The sequence below is a fragment of the Phenylobacterium sp. genome, from assembly GCF_035539035.1.
In the GTDB taxonomy this organism is placed as follows: domain Bacteria; phylum Pseudomonadota; class Alphaproteobacteria; order Caulobacterales; family Caulobacteraceae; genus Phenylobacterium.
Map to the genome: position 1 here is coordinate 438,789 of NZ_DATLJI010000016.1, position 16,397 is coordinate 455,185.

Annotated in this window: 18 protein-coding genes and 1 tRNA gene; 8 read left to right on the top strand and 11 right to left on the bottom strand. The window is 70.2% G+C overall.

Annotation, left to right across the window (positions count from 1 at the left end):
• The first annotated feature begins 73 nt into the window (after positions 1–73).
• The gene (locus VM685_RS16045) at positions 74–1,066 is read left to right on the top strand and encodes a hypothetical protein (RefSeq protein WP_325461183.1); all 993 of its coding nucleotides are present in this window, start codon (positions 74–76) and stop codon (positions 1,064–1,066) included.
• 478 nt (positions 1,067–1,544) lie between these two features.
• Here VM685_RS16045 and VM685_RS16050 read toward each other — a convergent pair.
• Positions 1,545–1,620: transfer RNA gene (locus VM685_RS16050), tRNA-Ile, on the bottom strand.
• Positions 1,621–1,725: 105 nt separating this feature from the next.
• On the opposite strand from VM685_RS16050, the gene VM685_RS16055 reads away from it, so the two are divergent.
• Positions 1,726–2,466, top strand: coding sequence for an SIMPL domain-containing protein (locus VM685_RS16055; protein ID WP_325461184.1), 741 nt, complete (start codon positions 1,726–1,728; stop codon positions 2,464–2,466).
• On the opposite strand, the gene VM685_RS16060 is transcribed toward VM685_RS16055, so the two are convergent.
• Complete coding sequence (locus tag VM685_RS16060; RefSeq protein WP_325461185.1) at positions 2,463–2,969, bottom strand: hypothetical protein; 507 nt, start codon at positions 2,967–2,969, stop codon at positions 2,463–2,465. The genes VM685_RS16055 and VM685_RS16060 overlap by 4 nt on opposite strands.
• Positions 2,941–3,297 (bottom strand): aspartate 1-decarboxylase, encoded by a 357-nt coding sequence (gene panD / locus VM685_RS16065; protein ID WP_325461186.1) that lies wholly within the window; start codon positions 3,295–3,297, stop codon positions 2,941–2,943. The genes VM685_RS16060 and panD overlap by 29 nt, the downstream gene beginning before the upstream one ends.
• A gap of 325 nt (positions 3,298–3,622) precedes the next feature.
• On the opposite strand from panD, the gene VM685_RS16070 reads away from it, so the two are divergent.
• Together VM685_RS16070 and VM685_RS16075 are read left to right on the top strand one after the other, a co-directional pair.
• The gene (locus VM685_RS16070) at positions 3,623–4,174 is read left to right on the top strand and encodes a YbhB/YbcL family Raf kinase inhibitor-like protein (protein WP_325461187.1); all 552 of its coding nucleotides are present in this window, start codon (positions 3,623–3,625) and stop codon (positions 4,172–4,174) included.
• Positions 4,175–4,260: 86 nt separating this feature from the next.
• Positions 4,261–5,505, top strand: coding sequence for a serine hydrolase domain-containing protein (locus tag VM685_RS16075; protein ID WP_325461188.1), 1,245 nt, complete (start codon positions 4,261–4,263; stop codon positions 5,503–5,505).
• A 7-nt stretch (positions 5,506–5,512) separates the two neighbouring features.
• Here VM685_RS16075 and VM685_RS16080 read toward each other — a convergent pair whose 3' ends face one another.
• Positions 5,513–5,872: a hypothetical protein gene (locus tag VM685_RS16080; RefSeq protein WP_325461189.1), complete on the bottom strand. Its 360-nt coding sequence runs from the start codon at positions 5,870–5,872 to the stop codon at positions 5,513–5,515.
• Between the two features lie 92 nt (positions 5,873–5,964).
• Between VM685_RS16080 and VM685_RS16085 the strand changes: the two genes are divergently transcribed.
• Together VM685_RS16085 and VM685_RS16090 are read left to right on the top strand one after the other, a co-directional pair.
• Entirely contained in the window at positions 5,965–6,210 is a 246-nt protein-coding gene (locus VM685_RS16085; protein WP_325461190.1) for a flagellar basal body rod C-terminal domain-containing protein, read from the top strand.
• Between the two features lie 80 nt (positions 6,211–6,290).
• The gene (locus VM685_RS16090; RefSeq protein ID WP_325461191.1) at positions 6,291–6,761 is read left to right on the top strand and encodes a hypothetical protein; all 471 of its coding nucleotides are present in this window, start codon (positions 6,291–6,293) and stop codon (positions 6,759–6,761) included.
• A 57-nt stretch (positions 6,762–6,818) separates the two neighbouring features.
• On the opposite strand, the gene VM685_RS16095 is transcribed toward VM685_RS16090, so the two are convergent.
• Positions 6,819–7,268: a DUF6152 family protein gene (locus VM685_RS16095; protein WP_325461192.1), complete on the bottom strand. Its 450-nt coding sequence runs from the start codon at positions 7,266–7,268 to the stop codon at positions 6,819–6,821.
• A gap of 74 nt (positions 7,269–7,342) precedes the next feature.
• Positions 7,343–8,206, bottom strand: a complete 864-nt coding sequence (locus VM685_RS16100) for a hypothetical protein (protein WP_325461193.1) — start codon at positions 8,204–8,206, stop codon at positions 7,343–7,345.
• 130 nt (positions 8,207–8,336) lie between these two features.
• On the opposite strand from VM685_RS16100, the gene VM685_RS16105 reads away from it, so the two are divergent.
• Together VM685_RS16105 and VM685_RS16110 are read left to right on the top strand one after the other, a co-directional pair.
• Positions 8,337–8,957, top strand: a complete 621-nt coding sequence (locus tag VM685_RS16105) for a TIGR02466 family protein (protein WP_325461194.1) — start codon at positions 8,337–8,339, stop codon at positions 8,955–8,957.
• A 120-nt stretch (positions 8,958–9,077) separates the two neighbouring features.
• Entirely contained in the window at positions 9,078–9,893 is an 816-nt protein-coding gene (locus VM685_RS16110) for an RMD1 family protein (protein WP_325461195.1), read from the top strand.
• Positions 9,894–10,135: 242 nt separating this feature from the next.
• Here the strand turns inward: VM685_RS16110 and VM685_RS16115 are convergent, their stop codons facing one another.
• From VM685_RS16115 to dnaG, 5 genes are all read right to left on the bottom strand, one after another.
• Positions 10,136–11,782, bottom strand: a complete 1,647-nt coding sequence (locus VM685_RS16115) for a M28 family metallopeptidase (RefSeq protein WP_325461196.1) — start codon at positions 11,780–11,782, stop codon at positions 10,136–10,138.
• A gap of 56 nt (positions 11,783–11,838) precedes the next feature.
• Positions 11,839–12,120 carry a type II toxin-antitoxin system RelE/ParE family toxin gene (locus VM685_RS16120; RefSeq protein WP_325461197.1) on the bottom strand — a complete coding sequence of 94 codons (282 nt, stop codon included), beginning with the start codon at positions 12,118–12,120 and terminating at the stop codon, positions 11,839–11,841.
• On the bottom strand, positions 12,117–12,377 hold the full coding sequence (locus VM685_RS16125) for a hypothetical protein (RefSeq protein ID WP_325461198.1): 261 nt from the start codon (positions 12,375–12,377) through the stop codon (positions 12,117–12,119). The genes VM685_RS16120 and VM685_RS16125 overlap by 4 nt, the downstream gene beginning before the upstream one ends.
• A gap of 33 nt (positions 12,378–12,410) precedes the next feature.
• Positions 12,411–14,348, bottom strand: a complete 1,938-nt coding sequence (rpoD, locus tag VM685_RS16130) for an RNA polymerase sigma factor RpoD (RefSeq protein WP_325461199.1) — start codon at positions 14,346–14,348, stop codon at positions 12,411–12,413.
• Between the two features lie 93 nt (positions 14,349–14,441).
• Positions 14,442–16,337 (bottom strand): DNA primase, encoded by a 1,896-nt coding sequence (gene dnaG / locus VM685_RS16135; protein ID WP_325461200.1) that lies wholly within the window; start codon positions 16,335–16,337, stop codon positions 14,442–14,444.
• Between the last annotated feature and the right edge of the window lie 60 nt (positions 16,338–16,397).

Below are 16,397 nucleotides of genomic sequence, written 5' to 3' on the forward strand. Positions count from 1 at the left end.
CAGGACCGACGCGCCCGCTGACGGACAGGGCAAGCCTGACCTTAGCGACGGGCGGCCTCATCAAGGACATGGAATGCCCCGCATCCTCATCGCCGGCGGTTATGGCGTCGTAGGCTCCTGGATCGCCCGCGAGCTCAAGTCGGCGCACCCCGATGTCGAACTCCTCCTGGCCGGGCGAAACCCGGACGCAGGCGCCGCCCTCGCCGCCGAAGTCGACGCCAAGCCCATTCGCCTGGACGTGCGCGACCCAGACGCCGCAATCGCCGCGGAGGGCTCCATCGACCTCCTGATCGCGTCGCTCCAGGATCCCGGTGACAAGCTGGCCATGGCGGCAGTGCAGCGCGGCGCCGCTTACACGAGCGTCGTCCGTTACGCCGACACGGCGAGCGCGCTTGCCGTCGTGGCCGAACGGGCGGGCCGCCCGGCGCTGGCACAGGGACATTGGCAGGCCGGCGTGATGTCCCTAGTCGCGATTTGGGCCGCCAACTCGTTCGCCCGCGTGGACAGCATCGAGTTGGGCGCCCTGTACGACTACGCTGATCCATCGGGGCCAATGACCAAGGAAGACGCCACGGGCTTTTTCGACAACGGCGCGCTCATCCGGCGCGACGGCGAATGGCTCAGGGTCGATCCCAAGGCGGAAGCCCGCATGGTGGGACGTGCACCAGATGGACCATCCTTTGGCGCCAGGCCCATGACTGTTCTGGATGTTCCGGGGCTCGCCGGTGCAACCGGCGCGCGGAACGTCAGATTTGATCTTGGGACGGGCGAGTCTCGCGGGACGCTCGCCGGAGCCGCCGCATCACACGAGATCTACATCGACCTCCGGGGCTCGCTCGGCTCGGGAGAGGAGCACGCCTCCCGCACAGTCATGAGCGACCCGAAGGGTCAGGCCCACCTCACGGCGCTGGGCATCGTGTTAGGTTCGGAACGCCTGCTCGGGCTCGATGGCCGGCCGCCTCCGAGACCTGGTTTGTCCTATGCGGAGGCGGCCATTGACGCAGAAGCTGCCGTGGCGCGCCTCCAGGAGTTCGGCGTGTCAATCGAGACAGCTGCCGCCCTGTAGAGGATATCGTCACTGGCTCCATCGACGCCGTCGCACTGCGCCAGGAACTCGAGCGCGACTGACCGGGTTAGCCCCTGTTCTGCTCATACCGGCGCGCCACGGCCCAGGTGGGTCACTATCATCAAGGGGCCGCCTGAGCCCTCCGGGCGCCTGGCCCACTCCATCGTCTCGTAGGCCCCCAAGCGGTGAACCTCGACGGCGCCCCCGAACGTAGACTTAGTGTCTGTGCTCGGGCCGCGATGGCATCCAGGCGCCGGTGCGGTCTCCAGATAGCGGACCAGCCGAGGGCCAGGACCGCGGGCGGCGGACTCCCGCGCGCAGGCGAAGCGCCAGAGCTTCGCGCCGGAAGGCATGACGTGCAGATAGAGCCCGTCGCCGTCCGTATATTTCCGCGGCTTGGCCGCCGGCTTCGAAAAACGTCGCAGATTATCGCACTGAATAGGATGCGTTTTTTCGGGGTGCTTTTGGAAACATGCGATGGTGGGCCCGGCAGGACTCGAACCTGCAACCAGACCGTTATGAGCGGTCGGCTCTAACCATTGAGCTACAGGCCCCTGCAGCGCAGTGTCCCGGCGGTTACCATGGGCTGCACGGGGCTTAAAGGCTGCGTTCAGCTTGAGCTTGCGACCCTGGGGCCTGTCCCATTGCCGGAGACTTCGATGAAGACCCTGATCCGCGCCGCGGCGCTCGCCACCCTCTTCGCCACGGCCGCCGCGCCCGCGGCGCTCGCCCAGGCCGCGCCCCCCGCCGCCGAGAGCATGTTCCGCGCCACCACCCTCAACCTCGCCGCCTACGGCGAGACCGAGGTCGTCCCCGACATGGCCACCATCAGCCTCGGCGTCATGACCGAGGGCGACACCGCCCAGGCGGCCATGCAGGCCAACGCCACGCGGATGAACGCCGTGCTGGCGGCCCTCAAGCGCGGCGGCATCGCCGAGCGCGACATCCAGACCTCGAACCTCAACCTCTCGCCGCGCTACCAGTACGTGGAGAACCTGCCGCCGAAGCTGATCGGCTACCAGGCCTCCAACCAGGTGACCGTCACCGTCCACGACCTGAAGCGGCTGGGCCAGGCGGTGGACGCCACCGTGAACGCCGGCGCCAACCAGGTGCACGGCATCAGCTTCGGCCTGGACGACCCCACCGCCGCCGAGAACGCCGCGCGCGAGAAGGCCGTGCGCGCCCTGGCCGCCAAGGCCGATCTCTATGCGCGCGCCACCGGCCATCGGGTCGTGCGGCTGGTCACCCTGTCGGAAGGCGGGGGCTCCTACCCGGTCCCGCCGCCCATGCCGATCGCCGCCATGGCCTCGTTCCGCAAGGAATCGGCCGACACCTCCGTCTCGGCCGGCGAGCTGAAGGTGCGGGTGGACGTCACCGGCCTCTACGAACTGGGCCGCTAGGGCGTCTCAGGCGACAGGCCGGCTTTCGTCCAGGCGCGCGAGAGCCGGTCGGTCATCATCAGGCCGGGGAACACCCGGTTGCCCTCCATGACCGCGGCGTAGACCAGCGGCCGGCCGGGGATCGGTCCCGCCGACCAGCTGACCCCGCGCGAGCCGTCGGCGGCGGTGTTGCAGGAGAGGTTGCGCGCCTGGCCGTCCGCCACGGTCTGCTCCAGCAGGTCCTTCAGCGTGCGCGTCCCCGGGCCGTCGCAGGCCGGCAGGGTGCGGGCGCAGGTGGTGGCGGTGTTGTAGCGGTAGACCAGCTTGCCGCCGTCGCGCTGGGCGATCATCACGCAGGTGTTGGGATCGCCCACGGCGCGGGAGACGGCCTCGTCCAGCGAGGCCTTGTCGGTCCCCTCGGGGGCGCCCGGCGCGCAGGCGGCGGTGAGCAGGAGGGCCGCCAGGGCGGCGGCCCGGGCCGGGACGGAGACGGCCTCAGGCGGCCTTCTTGATCTCGTTGCCATCGTCCAGCAACACGACAGTTGGGGCATAGTTGCGGGCCTCCTCGGCCGGCAGCATGCCATAGGTCACGACGATGACCTTGTCGCCTTTCTGGACCAGGCGCGCGGCCGCGCCGTTCACGCCGATCACCCGCGACCCGCGGGGGGCCTCGATGGCGTAGGTGGTGAACCGGGCGCCGGTGGTGATGTTCAGCACGTCCACCTGCTCGTGCGGCAGGATGCCGGAGGCGTCCAGCAGGTCCCGGTCGATGGCGATGGAGCCCTCGTAGTCCAGGTCGGCCTGGGTCACCGTGGCGCGGTGCAGCTTGGCCTTCATCAGGGTGAGCAGCATGGGCGCGAAGCGTCCTCTTCTGGCTGCCGGGACGGGGCTGCGGCGACGCCCAGCCTTCCCCCGACGCCGCGCATATACGCATGCTGGGGCGAAGGTTCAATGCCGCGACGCAGCAGCACTGACGCTGCGGAAGCGAAATCCTCGCCTGATAACGCTATCCCTGCGCTCACAAGGCGTTGCGCCCGAACCGCAGCCCCGCCGTTGCGCCTGCGACGCGTTCGCCGCCGCCCGCGCCCGCTGCGCCGCAGCACGGGGGACCCGCCCGTCGCCGGCAACCTGGAGGGGCCCACGCCGGTTCTGGTCGGGAACGGCAGGGAGATCGGCCATGAGCGAACACCATCCGGAGCACTCCGGTGAATCCCTCACCATCATGCGGGTCGACCCGATCCTCGACACCGGGATCGTCGTCACCTCCACCGCCCAGCAGCCGGACGGCAGCCTGGGCGACCGCTACAGCGCCTACCACGACAACATCTCCCCGCCCCTGCGGTGGACCCACGTGCCGGACGTGAAGGCCTGGGCGATCGTGGTGGAGGACCCGGACGCCCCGCGCGAGCTGCCGTTCGTCCACTGGATGGCCTGGAACATCCAGGGCGAGCTGAACGGCGTGCCCGAGGGCATGGGCAACGACCCGCGGCTGATCACGCCCCAGGGCACCATCCAGGGCCGCAACGACATGGGCGGCTACGGCTGGTTCGGACCGCGCCCGCCGCTCGGCCACGGCGTGCACCGCTACTACTTCCAGGTCTTCGCCCTCAACGACCTCATCGAGATGGGTCCCGACACCCCGCTGAACGAGCTGCTCAACGCGCTGAAGGGCCGGACCATCGCCAAGGGCGAGATGATGGCCACCTACGAGGCGCCGACCCAGCAGTAGGGGCGCGACAGGCGCCCCGGCGGCGCTTGACGCCCCCGCGTCACCCCTGCGCATGTTCGCCTGAACAGCGATCAGGGAGGATGCGGATGTACGGCGACGAGGCTCCGGGCGGATTCAAGCCGGAAGGACTGGCGCAGATCCCCGCCGCCCTGCAGGGGTTCGTGGACCAGGGCTCGCTCTCGGGCGCGGTCACCCTGCTGTGGCGCAAGGGCGAGGTCGCCCAGGTCAACACGGTGGGCCAGCGCGACATCGCCGGCGGCAAGCCGATGGAGCGCGACACCCTCTTCCGCATCGCCTCCATGACCAAGCCGGTGACCTCGGTCGCGGCCCTCATGCTCATCGAGGAGGGCAAGCTCCGCCTCGAGGACCCGATCACCAAGTGGATGCCCGAGTTCTCGGACATGCAGGTGCTGAAGGACGCCACCGGCCCGGTGGAGGACACCTACCCCGCGCCGCGCGACATCACCGTCGAAGACCTGTTCACCCACCGCGCGGGCCTGGCCTACGCCTTCACCTCCCAGGGGCCGATCGCCCACGCCCACGAGGAACGCCTCGGACCGCCGCTCGGCACGCCGCTGACGCCCGACGGCTGGCTGGCCGCCCTGGGCTCGCTCCCCCTCTCCTACCCGCCCGGCGAGCGCTTCCACTACAGCCACGCCACCGAGGTTCTGGGCTTCCTGGTGGCCCGCATCGAGGGCAAGCCGCTGGGCCAGGTCCTGCAGGAGCGTATCTTCGGCCCGCTCGGCATGACGGAGACCAGCTTCTGGCTGGCGCCGGAGAAGCGCGACCGGCTGGCCCGCCTCTACCGGCTCGATCCGGGCGGGCTGAAGGACGTCTCCTTCCCGCATTCCGACACGCCCGAGGCCTTCGAGGCCGGCGGCGGCGGCCTGATCTCCAAGGCAGACGACTACCTGAAGTTCGCCCGCATGCTGCTGGGCCGGGGCGAGGTGGACGGGGTGCGCCTCCTGAAGCCCGAGACCGTCGAGCTGATGACGCAGAACCGGCTCACCGAGGCCCAGCGGCAGATCCCGTTCCTCGGCATGCCGTTCTGGACGGCGCAGGGTTTCGGCCTCGGCGTCTCGATGATCCTCGACCCGGCCAACCTCGGCTTCTTCGGCGCCGGCGCGGCGGGCTCCTTCGGCTGGCCCGGCGCCTTCGGCACCTGGTGGCAGGCCGACCCCGCCAACGAGCTCGTCGCCATCTACCTGATCCAGGACTCCATGCCGCTCGGGCCCGAGGCCGTCACCCAGATGGCCAACCAGGACCGGCCCACCGGCCGAATGGCCCTGCCGATGTTCCAGCAGCTGGTCTACGGCGCACTCGCGAAATAGGCCGCGCCTAGCGGCGCAGCGGACTGCGCGAGGCGACGCAGATCGGCCTGCCCTGGAAGCTCGCGCCCACCAGGCTGCCGCTCTTCACCGCGTCCCGGCGCGCCCGCTCGAGCGCGGCGCTCTCGGGCGGCGGGTCGACGCCCTGCGGACAGATCGGCGTGACGGTGCGCATCCCGCCGCCGAAGCACTGGCAGATGAACTCGGAGGGATCGAGCCGGCTGCCCGGCACGTGGCAGATCGGCGGGACGCTGCGCCCGCTGGGCTCCAGGCACAGGATGGTGGTGCGCGGCGGGGTCTGTCCCGCCGGCTGGGCCTGGGCGGCGCCGCAGGCGAGCGCGGCCGCTAGGCCGATGATCCAGGGTCTCATGAGAGCCTCCTTGCTGGTCGCCAGCATAACGCAGGATGCAGGCCGGCGGCGTTCACCATCTCTCCACGCGATGCCTTAACCGCGTCGGGGCCATGCTGCCGGCCATGGACGTGCTCGCCACCGCCCGCATGGGCCTGCTGACCGCCGGGAACCGCTTCGCCGCCTCGGCCCACAGGGTGGCGCGGCTGGGTGCCGACCCCTCCGTCGACATGGTCCGCGAGACCGTGGAGATGGTGGAGGCGAAGCACGCCTTCACCGCCAATGTGCAGGTGGTGAAGTTCGCCGACGAGATGTGGCGTTCGCTTCTCGAAATTCAGGTACGTTCCGACCGCCGCTAGGCTGGACCGCAGGCCCCGGCCGGCGCAAAATCCCCGCAGGAGCGCGGCCCACGCGCCCGTATTCGGGGGGAACCGATCTCATGCGCCAACTGCTGCCGCTCGCCGCCTGCGCGCTGGCCCTCGCCGCCTGCTCCAAGAAGGAGGAGGCGCCGGCCTACAACACCCAGACCGACATGGCCGAGCTGATGATCCACGTGATCGACCCGGCCGCCTTCGCTTTCTGGCGCGGCTCCGGCACGGAGGTCACCGAGCAGGGCGAGCGCGACCTGTCGCCCACCACGCCGGAGGGCTGGAAGGTGGTGGAGGACGGCGCGGCCACCGTCGCCGAGGCCGGCAACCTCCTGATGCTGCCCGGCCGTCCGCGCGAGCCCGTGGCCGAGTGGAACGCCTACGCCCGCGACATGACCGTCAAGGCGCTGGCCGCCAAGGACGCGGCCATGCGGATGGACAAGGCCGCCGCCTTCGAGACCGGCGCGGCCCTCTACCAGACCTGCGTCGCCTGCCACGCCAAGTTCGTCATCGAGCCCACGGCCGAGCCGGCGAAGAAGTAGCCCACGAAAAAGGCCCCGGAGCGAACTCCGGGGCCTCGTGTCTCGTCCAGGCGGGGCCTAGCGCTTGTCGTTCGGGTCCGAGCCGTCCTTCGGCGCGCCGGTGCCCGAGGAGCCCATGAACAGCTTGCGGCCGTCCGGGAAGGTCACGTCGCGGCCGTTGGCCTTGCAGACCGGCGTGCAGGCCTTGTCCTTCGACTGGTAGCCGCGGACCACGATCTCGGTGCCGGGCTTCAGCGAATTGCGGTCGATGCCCGAGCGCAGCAGGGTGTTGGGCGTGCCGCCCTCGACCATCCACTGCTTGCCGGTGCCCGCGTCGGCCAGGTGGACCCAGGCGTGCGGGTTGATCCACTCCACCTTCGTCACCTTGCCGCGCAGCAGCACGGGGGCCTTGCCGTCGAACTCCGCGGCGAAGGCGTGGTGCGCCTGGGCCTGCTGGACGCCGACGATCCCCGCGCCGGCCACGGCGCCGGCGATCAGGGTGGGAAGAATAAAGCGACGGAAATTCATGGTGCGCCTCCAGCGCCGGATGATGACTTCAAATGCTCAAGCAGGCCCAGGGGTCTGATCCCGGGCCGATCCTATCACTTCAGCGGCTCTTTCCGCAGGTGGCCGTACATCAGCTCCTCGACGAACTCGACGCACTTGAACTGCTGCAGCCGGGCGTCCTCGCCGACCCGCTTGTAGAGGTTCATGCTCATCTTCCACGGCCGGGTGAAGGTCGACGGATCGGTGATCGTCGCCTCGTAGCGCATCGTGGTCGGGCTGGTCGGCGTCCAGCGCTCCACGACGACCATCTCGGCCGAGTGGTGGTTGCCGGCCCGGTCGAACCAGGTGCGGTCCATCTGGCCGGTGACGGTGACGACCAGGGTGTCGCCCTCCCACTTGGCCACCGACTGGCCCATCCAGCTGTCCACCGGCGGCGGGCCCGGGTCGTCGAACAGGATGTTGCGCACCGCCCCCGCGTATTCGTAGGCGATCAGCATCGACTTGTCGGACTGGAAGATCTGGAACGGCAGGTGCATGTAGTTGGCGCGCGGGACGCCCGGCAGGTAGCACTTCACCTCCGGGTCGCGCTTCAGGTAGTCGGCGCGGTTCTCGTCGCGGATCTTCTTCGCTTCCGGCGTGTAGGGAATCTCGCCGCCCTCGACGACGCCGAGGCCGGCCGGCACCGCGCCCACCGCGCCCAGCGCCACCACCTCCTTGGCCGGCACCGGCGTCACCGGACCGGGGCGGAACTGCAGGGCCGCGCGCGCCGCATGGGGCTCGACGTCCCAGCCGGCGGTGTTCATCACCTGCCACACGCCGTTCAGGTCGGGATGGACGCGGTCGGGTCCGCGCGGCGCCTTGTAGGCCGCCGCCGCCGGGGCCGGACGCCGCGTCTGCGCTTCCGCCTGGCCAGCCACCACCACGCTCGCCAAGGCCAGCGCCGCCACAGTCCTGATCATCTGTTCCGCTCCCCCAGGCCCCGGCATTGCTCTCGCGGGACCGTATTTTGAAATGACTCTAACCAAGCTTCGGCGACCGCGCCAGCGCGCGGCCTTTGACATTCGGGCCCCGGGCGACTAGCGCCGCCGCATGACCCTGCGTCTCCTCTTCCCGACTCCGGTCTACGAAGCCTCGCTTACCACAGACCGAATGTTCGAAAATTTCAATGCCGAATTGGAGGCCGCCTGCCGCATGCTGGCGGACGAGGACGAGGCCGGCCGGCGCTGGTGTCGCGAGCACGCCTATGGCGGCTACACCTCCTACGCCTCCCTCGACGACCTGCCCCGGAGGGCCAGCGTCTTCGGCGACCTGAAGAGGAAGCTCGACCGCCACGTGGCCGCCTTCGCGCAGGACCTCGCCTACGACCTGGGCGCCGGGCGCCTGCGGCTCGACAGCCTGTGGGTCAACATCCTCAAGCCCGGCGCCGGCCACACCGGCCACATCCACCCGCACAGCGTCATCTCCGGCACCGTCTATGTGCGCACCCCGCCCGGCGCCAGCGCGCTGAAGCTGGAGGACCCGCGCCTGCCGATGATGATGGCCGCCCCGCCGCGCCTGCCCGACGCCCCCGAGGCCCAGCGGAGCTTCGTCTACCTCGCGCCTCAGCCCGGGACGGTGTTCCTGTGGGAGAGCTGGCTGCGCCACGAGGTGCCCGCGAACCGGGCCAGGACCGAGCGCATCTCGGTCAGCTTCAACTACGGCTGGCGCTAGGCAGGGCACGCCCGCAGCCTCGCGCCCGCCAGCCGCCGGGGCCATGATCCGACGCGCCAATCGCTTGACCCGCGGCGCCTCCGGCTAGCCGCCCGCCGTCGGCTGTGCTCCCCTTGCCCCATGGCCGACCTGCCCGACGCCGAGCCCCTGCAGCGCCCGCTGACCGCCCGCGCCGTCCTGCTGGGCGAGCGCATCGACACCGCCGGGCTGGAGCGCCGCGACGCGCTCGCCACCGCGCCGCTCGCCTTCCGCGTCGGCGACGACGGCATGGCCGTGGTGTTCCGCTACGGCGTGGTGGTGCTGATCGGCCTCGATCCTCTGGCCGAGGACGAGGTGCTGCGCAGCATCGCCCCGCGGGTCATCGCCCCCTTCGGCCCGCGGGAGGAGGAGACCGCCCGGCTCGCCCCGGCCCAGGGCGCGGAGGAACGCATCGACGCCGAGGGCCTGGTGCGCATCGCCGACCGCTCGTCCGACCGCCTGCTGGTGGTCGCCTTCGCGCTGGCCAAGAGCGCCGTCCTCGCCCACCACGAGCGCCAGGTGGCCGAGGTGCTGGACAGCATCGAGCCCTGGGCCCGCGACCTCGCCCAGCGGGGCCGCCGGCACGGTGGCCGCCGCGCCGTGATCCGCCTGATCGGCCAGGCGCTCCTGGTGGAGCACCGGGTCAGCACCCGGGTCGCGGTGGGCGAGAAGCCGGACCTCCTCTGGGACCGGCCGGACCTGGAGCGGCTCTACGCGCGGCTGGAGACCGAGTACGAGCTCGACGAGCGCGCCGAGATCCTCAACCGCAAGCTCGGCCTGATCGGCCAGACGGCGCGCCTGATGACCGACCTGATCGACACCGAGCGGTCCCTCCACCTGGAGGCCGCCATCGTGATCCTGATCGTCGCCGAGATCGGCCTGACCCTGTTCCAGATGGCCCGCGGCTGGGCCCACTAGCTCCAGGGCTCGATCACATTCCTAAAGACGCCCGCCGCCGGCCCTCGCCCGAAAAAGCCCTCCTCCTCGATGGAGGAGGGTTGGGTGGTGGTGTGGCCGCTGAGATGACGCGATGGCGTGCTTTGACGCCGGCGCCCAACGGAGCGCCTCACCCCACCGACCTGCATCCACCACCATCCCTACCCTTCCTCCATCGAGGAGGAAGGGGCGCGAGCCGCTGGGGAGCGCGGACGTCGCTCGGTCTAGGGCGCGGCGGCCCGCGTCCCCGTCGGATTGGCGAACCGGCCGCCGAAGAAGTCGCCGCTGTTCCAGGTCGGCCGCGTGCGCGCGTCGGTGAGCTCGCGGGTGATCTCGTAGTTGATCCGGGCGAACTTGGCCCCGGCCGCATAGTCGATCGGCTGGGAGAGGTCGTCGCAGGCCTTGTGGTAGCAGTCCTTCAGGAAGCCGCGGAACTTCGCCTCGCCGCCGTTGCCGAAGCCGGTCATCAGGAACACCGAGGGCACGCCCACCTCGACGAACCGGTAGTGGTCCGAGCGGGTGAACAGGCCCTCGTCCGGCATCGGGTCGCCGGACAGCGCCACGCCCATCCGCCCCGCCGCCCGCCGCACCGCCGGCCCGATCGCCGAGCGCTCGGCGCCGAACGCCACGACGTCGGTGAAGTCGTAGGTCAGGATCGGCATGTCGAGGTTCACGTTGGCGACCAGGGCGGCGAGCGGCACGGTCGGGTTGCGGGCGAAGTATTCCGCGCCGACCAGGCCCTTCTCCTCGGCCGTCACCATCAGGAACAGCATGGAGCGCTTCGGCCGCTTCTTCGCCTCCACGGCCATGCGCGCCACCTCCAGCGTGGTGGCCACGCCGCCGGCGTTGTCGAGCGCCCCGTTGTGGATCCGGTCGCCCTCGGTCCCGTTGGCCACGCCCACGTGGTCCAGGTGCGCGGACAGCACCACCACCTCGCCCTTCAGCTTGGGGTCGGAGCCCTCCAGCATGGCGGCGACGTTGCGGCTCTCCACCGTCTTGGTCTCGGTGCGGTAGCTGGCTTCCAGCACGGCCGGCAGGGCGAAGCGCGGGACGTCCGCCGCCGGCGTCTCGGCCGCCGCGTAGATCTGCTCCAGGGTCGACGGGGCCCCGGCGAACAGCTTGGCCGCGCCGGCCACGCTGAGCTCGCCCAGCGACAGGACCTCGGGCGCCACGATGTACGGCTGGCCGCCCTTGTCCGCCCAGGTCATGCTCCAGCTCCGCCAGCGCTTGGCGCCCTGGGCGAAGGGACGCAGCTTCTCGCCCTCCGGCGTGTTGATGGTCAGGAAGCCCGCTGCGCCGCGCTTGGCGGCCTCCTCGCGCTTCACCCGGCCGCTGCGGTAGTGGGCCCGCTCCTCGGTCTGGATACCCTTCGGCGCGCCGTCCAGCGCCACCACGATCTTGCCGCGCACGTCCAGGCCCGCGTAGTCGTCGCGGCCGTGCTCGGGCGCCACTACGCCGTAGCCCACGAAGACCATGGGGGCCGAAAGCTTCGTCTCGGCGGCCAGCGGATTGCGGCCGATCACATAGTCGTCGCCGAACACCAGCGGCGTCGCCGCCCCGCCCCGCTTCAGGACCAGGCTGCCCTCGTCCACCGGCCGGTAGGCGATCATCGGCACGCGCTGGAAGTAGGAGCCGGCGTCGCCCGCCGGCGTCAGGCCGAGCTGCTTGAACTGCGCCGCCACATAGTCGGCGGCGATGTCGTAGCCGCGCGAGCCGGCCTCGCGCCCCTCCAGCAGGTCGCTGGCCAGAAACTCCATGTGCGCCTGCACCCGCCGCGCGGCGTCCGACAGCGGCGGCGCGGGCTGGGCGACGGCCGGCGCAGAGATCGCGAACAGGGCCGCCGCGACGGGGATCAGCTTCAGGTGACGCATCACGACTCCAAGGAATGTTGCGCGCTTCTAGACGAGCGGCGGCGGCCTTCGCCAGCTCAGGGCTGCTCCCGCACGTGCCGGATGCGCGTGACGAAGACAACCTGCTCCTCCACGACGTAGCGTAGGGCATAGCCATAGTGGCCGAACTTCACCGGCAGCTCGCGAACCCCCGCTACGATCGGACGGGCGCGCTCGGGCATCGAGGTCAGGGACTCCAGCGCCTGCAGCAGGGTCGCACGCGCGCGTCGCGCCGCCTGCGGGCTGACCTCGTGGAGATGGACCACCAGCCGACGGAGATCGTCGCTGGCCTCGATCGACAGCAGGACCCGGTAGCTCAAGCGCCGCCCGCCGAGCGCCTTTCCAGCTCATCGTCGAAGACCTTCACCGCCTCCTCCACCGAGAGGCTCTGGCCCGTGCGGCGGTATTCGGCGTAGCGGCGCAGGTCCTCGGCGACGTCCTCGTCCGGGTCGGTCAGCGCCCGCGCGATCGCGTCCGCCGCATAGGCCTCCACGGCCACGCCCGCGGCCTCCGCCGCCTCCCGCAGGCGGCGGGCCGTCTCGTCGTCGAGTCGCAGGGTCAGTTCGCCGTCGGCCATGGCTCGAGAGGCTCCGTCCGACGGCGAGCCACGTCAACTGTCGAGGAACGAGCGCAGCTTCCTGGACCGCGACGGGTGCTTCAGCTTGCGCAGCGCCTTGGCCTCGATCTGGCGGATCCGCTCGCGGGTCACGCTGAACTGCTGGCCGACCTCTTCGAGGGTGTGGTCGGTGTTCATGCCGATGCCGAAGCGCATGCGCAGCACCCGCTCCTCGCGCGGCGTCAGCGACGCCAGGACGCGGGTGGTGGTCTCGCGCAGGTTCGACTGGATGGCCGCGTCGATCGGCAGGACGGCGTTCTTGTCCTCGATGAAGTCGCCCAGGTGGCTGTCTTCCTCGTCGCCGATCGGCGTCTCGAGGGAGATCGGCTCCTTGGCGATCTTCAGGACCTTGCGCACCTTCTCCAGCGGCATGGCCAGCTTCTCGGCCAGTTCCTCCGGGGTCGGCTCGCGGCCGATCTCGTGCAGCATCTGACGCGAGGTGCGGACGATCTTGTTGATCGTCTCGATCATGTGCACCGGGATGCGGATGGTCCGCGCCTGGTCGGCGATCGAGCGGGTGATCGCCTGCCGGATCCACCAGGTGGCGTAGGTCGAGAACTTGTAGCCGCGGCGGTACTCGAACTTGTCCACCGCCTTCATCAGGCCGATGTTGCCCTCCTGGATCAGGTCCAGGAACTGCAGGCCGCGGTTGGTGTACTTCTTGGCGATGGAGATCACGAGGCGCAGGTTGGCCTCGACCATTTCCTTCTTCGCCTGACGGGCCTCGCGCTCGCCCTTCTGCACGGTCTGGACGATGCGGCGGTAGTCGTCGATCGGCACGCCGGTTTCCATGGCCAGCGCGGCGATCTCCTGGCGGATCTCGCCGATCTGGCTGGCGTCGTTCTCGGCGAACTTGGTCCAGCGGACGCCCAGCGCCTTCACCTGGTCGCCCCAGTCCGGGCGCATCTCCTGGCCGAAGTAGGCCTTCAGGAACTCGGCGCGGCTGATGCCGTAGCTGTCGGCCAGGCGCAGCAGGCGGCCTTCCAGCCCCATCAGGCGCTTGTTGATCGCATAGAGCTGCTCGACGAGCGCCTCGATGCGGTTGTTGTTCAGCTTCAGCGTCTTGAGGTGCTGGACGATGGTCGAGGTCGCCGCCTGATAGGTCTTGCGGTCGGCGTCGGAGAGGTCCTGGCCCTTCAGCTTCTGGGCGACAAGCTTCTCCTGCAGCAGGCGGAAGCTCTCGAACTCGGCGGCGATGGCGTCGAGGGTGGCCATGACGCCGTCGCGCAGCTCGGCTTCCATCGCGCTGATGGTCGGGCCCGCGCCGTCGTCGAAGTCGTCGTCGCCCTCGCCCTCGGCGGCGCCTTCCGCGGCCTCGGCCTCTTCCTTCTCTTCCTCGGCCTCGGCGGTGGCTTCCACCGGCAGGGCGTCGGCGCCCTGGTTCTGGCCGCCGTAGGTCTGTTCGAGGTCGATCACCTCGCGCAGCAGGATGCGGCCCGAGCCCAGCTCCTCGCGCCACACCATGATGGCCTCGAAGGTCAGGGCGGACTCGCACAGCCCGCGGATCATGGTGTCGCGGCCGGCCTCGATGCGCTTGGCGATGGCGATCTCGCCCTCGCGGGAGAGCAGCTCCACCGAGCCCATCTCGCGCAGATACATCCGCACCGGGTCGTCCGTGCGGTCGTAGGCCGGCTCCTTGGTCGTCTCGACCACGGCGGACTCTTCGCGGACGGCGACTTCGCCGCCCTCGGCGTCCTCTTCCGCCTCGACCACGTTGACGCCCATCTCGGACAGCATGGCCAGCGTGTCCTCGATGGCCTCCGAGGTGACTTCCTCGGACGGCAGCACCTTGTTCAGCTCGTCCATGGTGACGTAGCCGCGGGCCTTGGCCTGCTTGATGAACTTCTTGACCGCGGCGTCCGTCAGGTCGAGCAGCGGGCCATCGCCGCCGGTCGTTTCGGGCGTTTCCGCTTCGGCCGTATTGGTGCTCATCGAAATCTCCGAAATCGGCTGCCGCGCCTCCTGCAAGGCCCGGGCCGACGAAAAAATGGTGGCGGCGGTCGGTTCGTTAAGCCGCGTGCGACTCTACGACCCGTCTTCCGTCCAAATCGTTCCCGTTCTGATCGCGCGCTTCAGTGCGTCACGCTCGCCCTTGAGACGCTCCAATGCCGCCATGTCGGAACGACCGCGGAGGTTTCCCTTCGCAGCTCCGATGGCGTCATCGAGCGCCGCCACCCGTGCCAGGGCGGCGAAGCCACGCGACCACTGGGATCTCCGCGCATCGAGGGAGACATCATCTTTGAGTATGGGCGCGCCCGAAGTCGCAGCGGCCCGATCGATGTCTGTCAACAGCGCGCTAAATCCGCACGAGGCCAGATGGCGTTGTAGGGCGCCCGTGTCAAGGTGCTCCGCTTCCAGACGGAGCCGAATGATTTCCTTCGTCAATTTCGCCAGCTCCGGATTTCCGAACCCGCCGGCGGTGAAGGCTTCCTCCAGATGGTCGTCCAGAACGGCCGGATCCTGCACCGCATACTGAGCCAACGCGGCGACCACCGGTTCGAGGGCATGGGCGAGGCGTTTCGCCGCAGCCTTGCCCTGCGGCGTGGAGGGCTCGATCCACGGCTTGCCGCCCTTCTGGCCGTTCCACGGCCCCCGCCGCCCCTCCCCCGGGCGCTGGTCCCGCGGCCGCTCGGCGCGGGCGGCGGCGAACAGGGCGTCGTATTTCTCGAGCAGGGCGTCGCGGTAGGCCTGCTGCAGGTCCTTGTCGGCGATGGCGTTCGCCGCCTGCCGCAGCCTGGCCTTGAAGCCGGCCCGGCGCTCGGGCGTGTCCAGCGGCTCCAGGTCGCGCTCGCGGATGAACAGGGCGTCGGCGAAGGCCGTGGTCTCGGAGAGCTGCTGCTTCAGCGCCACCGGGCCCTGCTCGCGCAGCACCTCGTCGGGGTCCTTGCCGCCCTCGACGATGGCGAACTTGAAGCTCTTGCCCGGCTTCAGCAGCGGCAGCGCGCGATCCATGGTCCGCGCCGCGGCCTGCCGCCCGGCCCGGTCGCCGTCGAAGGAGAGCGTCGGCTCGGGATGGTGGCGCCAGAGGATCTCCATCTGGTCCTCGCCCAGCGCCGTGCCCATGGGCGCCACGGCCGGGACGCCGGCCCGCAGGCAGGCGATCACGTCCATGTAGCCTTCCACCACCACCAGCGGCGGCTGCTCGCCCGCGGGCGCGGCGGCCAGGATCTTCCGGGCCTCGTGCAGGCCGTAGAGGTTGTGGCCCTTGTGGAAGATGCTGGTCTCGGGGCCGTTCAGGTACTTGGCGCGGGCCTGCGGATCCATCGCCCGGCCGCCGAACGAGACCACCCGGCCCCGCTGGTCGGCGATCGGGAAGATGATCCGGTCGCGGAACCGGTCGTAGGGGCTGCCCCCCTCCTCCGGCGCGATCAGCAGGCCCGCCTCCACCAGCTCCGCCGGCCGCGCGCCCTTGGTGACCAGGTAGTCCTTCAGCGCCGTCCGTCCCGGCGGGGAGAAGCCCAGCCGGAACCTCGCCCACTCCGTCTCCGGCAGGCCGCGCTTCTCCAGGTAGGCCCGCGCATCCCGGCCCGACGGCCGGCGCAGCTCCGCCTCGAACCACTGCGCCGCCAGCTCCAGCCAGTCGGAGAGCCCCTGGCGCTTCTTCTCCACCTCCACCGCCCGCGGGTCGACCGCCGGCAGCGGCACGCCCGCCTCCGCCGCCAGCACCTCCACGGCTTCGGTGAACGACAGCCGCTGGGTCTCCTGCAGGAAGGTGATCAGGTCGCCCGTCTTGCCCGACGAGAAGTCGAAGAACTGGCCCTTGTCGTCGTTGACGTAGAACGACGGGGTCTTCTCCTTGGTGAAGGGCGAGAGGCCCACGTACTCGCGCCCCTGCTTGCGCAGCTTCACCGTCTTGCCGATCACGTCGGACGGGCGAAGGCGGCTCTTGATCTCGTCGAGGAAGCGTTCGTCGAAGCGCACGGCGCGGATTGTAGCAGGGCCGGCCGCGCAGATTCATGCACCAAATCTTGGACAATCCGC

What these genes read in the sequence shown, in the direction of transcription:
- VM685_RS16045 (WP_325461183.1), top strand. Translation starts at nt 74, where the DNA reads ATGCCCCGCATCCTCATCGCCGGCGGTTATGGCGTCGTAGGCTCCTGG.
- VM685_RS16055 (WP_325461184.1), top strand. Translation starts at nt 1,726, where the DNA reads ATGAAGACCCTGATCCGCGCCGCGGCGCTCGCCACCCTCTTCGCCACG.
- VM685_RS16060 (WP_325461185.1), bottom strand. Translation starts at nt 2,969, where the DNA reads ATGGCAACGAGATCAAGAAGGCCGCCTGAGGCCGTCTCCGTCCCGGCC.
- panD (WP_325461186.1), bottom strand. Translation starts at nt 3,297, where the DNA reads ATGCTGCTCACCCTGATGAAGGCCAAGCTGCACCGCGCCACGGTGACC.
- VM685_RS16070 (WP_325461187.1), top strand. Translation starts at nt 3,623, where the DNA reads ATGAGCGAACACCATCCGGAGCACTCCGGTGAATCCCTCACCATCATG.
- VM685_RS16075 (WP_325461188.1), top strand. Translation starts at nt 4,261, where the DNA reads ATGTACGGCGACGAGGCTCCGGGCGGATTCAAGCCGGAAGGACTGGCG.
- VM685_RS16080 (WP_325461189.1), bottom strand. Translation starts at nt 5,872, where the DNA reads ATGAGACCCTGGATCATCGGCCTAGCGGCCGCGCTCGCCTGCGGCGCC.
- VM685_RS16085 (WP_325461190.1), top strand. Translation starts at nt 5,965, where the DNA reads ATGCTGCCGGCCATGGACGTGCTCGCCACCGCCCGCATGGGCCTGCTG.
- VM685_RS16090 (WP_325461191.1), top strand. Translation starts at nt 6,291, where the DNA reads ATGCGCCAACTGCTGCCGCTCGCCGCCTGCGCGCTGGCCCTCGCCGCC.
- VM685_RS16095 (WP_325461192.1), bottom strand. Translation starts at nt 7,268, where the DNA reads ATGAATTTCCGTCGCTTTATTCTTCCCACCCTGATCGCCGGCGCCGTG.
- VM685_RS16100 (WP_325461193.1), bottom strand. Translation starts at nt 8,206, where the DNA reads ATGATCAGGACTGTGGCGGCGCTGGCCTTGGCGAGCGTGGTGGTGGCT.
- VM685_RS16105 (WP_325461194.1), top strand. Translation starts at nt 8,337, where the DNA reads ATGACCCTGCGTCTCCTCTTCCCGACTCCGGTCTACGAAGCCTCGCTT.
- VM685_RS16110 (WP_325461195.1), top strand. Translation starts at nt 9,078, where the DNA reads ATGGCCGACCTGCCCGACGCCGAGCCCCTGCAGCGCCCGCTGACCGCC.
- VM685_RS16115 (WP_325461196.1), bottom strand. Translation starts at nt 11,782, where the DNA reads ATGCGTCACCTGAAGCTGATCCCCGTCGCGGCGGCCCTGTTCGCGATC.
- VM685_RS16125 (WP_325461198.1), bottom strand. Translation starts at nt 12,377, where the DNA reads ATGGCCGACGGCGAACTGACCCTGCGACTCGACGACGAGACGGCCCGC.
- rpoD (WP_325461199.1), bottom strand. Translation starts at nt 14,348, where the DNA reads ATGAGCACCAATACGGCCGAAGCGGAAACGCCCGAAACGACCGGCGGC.